This is a genomic window from Milkweed yellows phytoplasma str. MW1, from assembly GCF_000309485.1.
Taxonomy (GTDB): Bacteria; Bacillota_I; Bacilli_A; order Acholeplasmatales; family Acholeplasmataceae; genus Phytoplasma.
The window spans coordinates 1-2,923 of the sequence record NZ_AKIL01000008.1; the positions used below are offsets into that span (position 1 = coordinate 1).

Here is a 2,923-nt window from a genome sequence, read left to right on the forward strand (position 1 = left end):
TTATATATTATAATATACATTTACATAATTTTAACCCTTTTTGAAAAATATTTATTATTTGGACATGATTTGTGTTATATTATAATAAGAAAGACGTTTAAAAAAGTGCAAAAAAAGACCGACCAAAAAAGGAACCGAAGGTTATGCCGACAAAACTAAAAAGACTTTACCTTATAATCCTTTTAAAATCCGTAATAATTCTACTTATTACGAAATCTTGTTAGAGAAATGACATATGAAGAAATATGCCATTTTTTTTAAAATTGCCGCACGATTCGATACCTAAAAATTATTTCACTAACGACGCTCATTGTTTAATTAAAACATCCTAGTATCGCAAGAGCTAAAAAGAAGGCTTATTTATCCATCATATAGACGAAAGTAAAGTGTGTCCCACTTCTTTTCCGACCTTCCACAAGTCTCACAAAGACCTTTTGCATACTAAACAAGTCTACAGATTAGTGCATTGCAACCTCTTAGAGTATTTTAATACTGCATGCTAAATAATTATTATATGAATTTAACCAAGGTAAAGACGGTATGGCATCTTTTTTAAAACAGAATTAAACACTATTTATAGTGGTAATAAATTTCCTCAATTATGGAAAAATGGTCCTGTTACAGAAATAGTAAAACCTTGGGAAAAAGATTATTTGAAAACTCTTACGCAATTAAAAGAATACGATTATCAAATGGTATTACCGCCTTTGGCAAAAGCGAAAAACATTAAAAAATTGGATTTTTATCAAAAATTACAACAATTAGGTTTAGCTTTAATGTTAAAACCATGATATGGTCTTTTTTTCTTTTATCAATCTTCTCTTAATAATTGTTTAACTTCAGTTCTGGTTAAAGAGCGGTATTTCCCTTTAGGCAAATGATCTAAGGTCAGAAAATCATATCTATAACGCTTTAGTTTTAAAACTTCAAAACCCATTTCTTCCATCATTTTTCTAATTTGACGGTTTTTCCCTTCAGAAATCGTGATCGATAACCAAGTAGAAGGTAAAGGTTTTTTGGTTTGTTTTAAAAGATGGACTCCTTGAGGAATAGATAAATAATTATGATCAATGATAATCCCTTTTTTTAACTTTTTTAATTCTGAAGAAGTTAAAAAATGGTTGATTTGGACATGATATTCTTTGGGAACTAAAGAAGAAGGATGAGTTAATTTTTGGGTTAATTCTCCGTCATTAGTAATAATCAATAAACCTTCTGTTTTGAAATCAAGTCTGCCGACGGGATAAAGTCTTTGTTGACGTTCTTCTTTAATTAAATCAAGCACAATAGGTCTTTTTTTATCATCTTGAACACTAGTAATATAACCACTAGGTTTATGGAGTAAAAAATAAAGATATGGTGCTTTTTGAATAGGCTTATCGTCTACTAAAATAACATCTTTTGGAGATACTTTAGTACCGAAAGTAGTCACTATCTTACCGTTAACTTTCACTCTTTTAGCTAAAATTAATAATTCAGCTTTTCTTCTAGAAGCGATATTAGAGTTAGCTAAAATTTTTTGTATTCTTTCCATTATATAAACCTACTTTTTTTATCTCTTAGTATCTTAAATTATAAATAATTTTTCTTTAAATGATTTATTTTAATCTTGACTTTTTTAATAAAAAGAGGAACTTATGGAAAAGTTCCTCTTTGGGGGATAAATGTAATTGATATTTAAAATCAATTGTTGGTTGGGTTGTTGTCTGAAGGTTTTGTAATAAATTCAATGAATAATTTATCAAATTCCTTAAAAGCTTGTTCTTATTGTTCTTTATTGTTTTCTGCATGCTATCAAATGAAATCAAAATTTCAAAACTGAATACGCATTTAAACAAAATTGAGAAGAGATTGAAAAACAACAAGCGAATTTCAAAACACACTTTTCAATGGCTTACTAATAATATTGAAAGTTACTATATGGCTTTTAATAAAATAGCAACAAATTCAAGGCGCACAGTAAAAGCTGGGTTTAACAAACAAACCATCGACAGAACAGATTTAAACAAACTCCAAGAACGGAACAGTTCAGTCTTGCTGATTTTATTATTGCGGTTGCGGAAAAACATGCTTGAATAAATCACGAAATAATAAATACAAATTAAGTACACACAACTAACAAAAATACAAAAGATACTATAAGACTTGTGAAGTAGTCTTTTACCTCTATAAAAACAAAAATATAAGATATAGAAAAAAACCCAATACAGTTCTTATTCTTTTAGTTGCTTGATTTTCTTTTGTTTTATAACCCAGTTGGTATCCTTTGTAATAAAGACGTCTTTCATTCCAGATAAAACAAAAAACTAAAAGCAATATAATTAAAAAAATAATATCGGTTTTTCTTTGTGTAAAAATTTTAAAATTATGCCAATTTTATACAATAAAGAAGTTATAAAAGAAAACCATCCATCTCGCATTATTATAAACCCTCCTTATCTTTGAATGTACCAGCATAAAGAGTTGATATGATAGATGGATATAATCTATCCTTAGATACAATTAAGTCAACCAATAAATGAGTACTTTCATCTAAAGAAACTGAATCAATGAGGATAGTTTTTTGATTAAGAGTTATACCATAAACATTCGCTGTATTTTGATTCGGAAAATAAAGAACAAATCCTAATATTTTTTCATTACTAACATTTTCGGGATCGAAACTAATTACTTTAACAATATTTTTAATTCCTTTTATTTTTCTATCTATTTTGTCATATTTATTTAACTTTTATCTTTATTTTCTTCTTTAAGTTTCTTTTTTTGTTGTCTATTGTAGAAATAATTAACTGTCCAATTTAGAAAATCCTCTTCATAAAAATTTTTCAAAACCGCTCCTTGAGTACATGCTGAAGCAAAAAGCGCAAGAATGAAAAAAACAACCAAAAAAATAATTAATATTATATCTAAAATAATATTATTA

At 27.3% G+C, this 2,923-nt stretch carries 3 protein-coding genes; 1 reads left to right on the plus strand and 2 read right to left on the minus strand.

The genetic code is table 11. The features are described from left to right. The first annotated feature begins 653 nt into the window (after window positions 1-653). Complete coding sequence (locus tag RI76_RS03130) at window positions 654-791, plus strand: hypothetical protein (RefSeq protein ID WP_017192100.1); 138 nt, start codon at window positions 654-656, stop codon at window positions 789-791. A gap of 20 nt (window positions 792-811) precedes the next feature. Here the strand turns inward: RI76_RS03130 and RI76_RS00185 are convergent, their stop codons facing one another. Both RI76_RS00185 and RI76_RS03215 read right to left on the minus strand, forming a co-directional pair. After that, the gene (locus tag RI76_RS00185; RefSeq protein ID WP_017192101.1) at window positions 812-1,534 is read right to left on the minus strand and encodes a pseudouridine synthase; all 723 of its coding nucleotides are present in this window, start codon (window positions 1,532-1,534) and stop codon (window positions 812-814) included. A 1,190-nt stretch (window positions 1,535-2,724) separates the two neighbouring features. Then, window positions 2,725-2,923 (minus strand): hypothetical protein (locus RI76_RS03215; protein WP_036343339.1); only part of this gene is annotated, 199 nt, incomplete at its 5' end.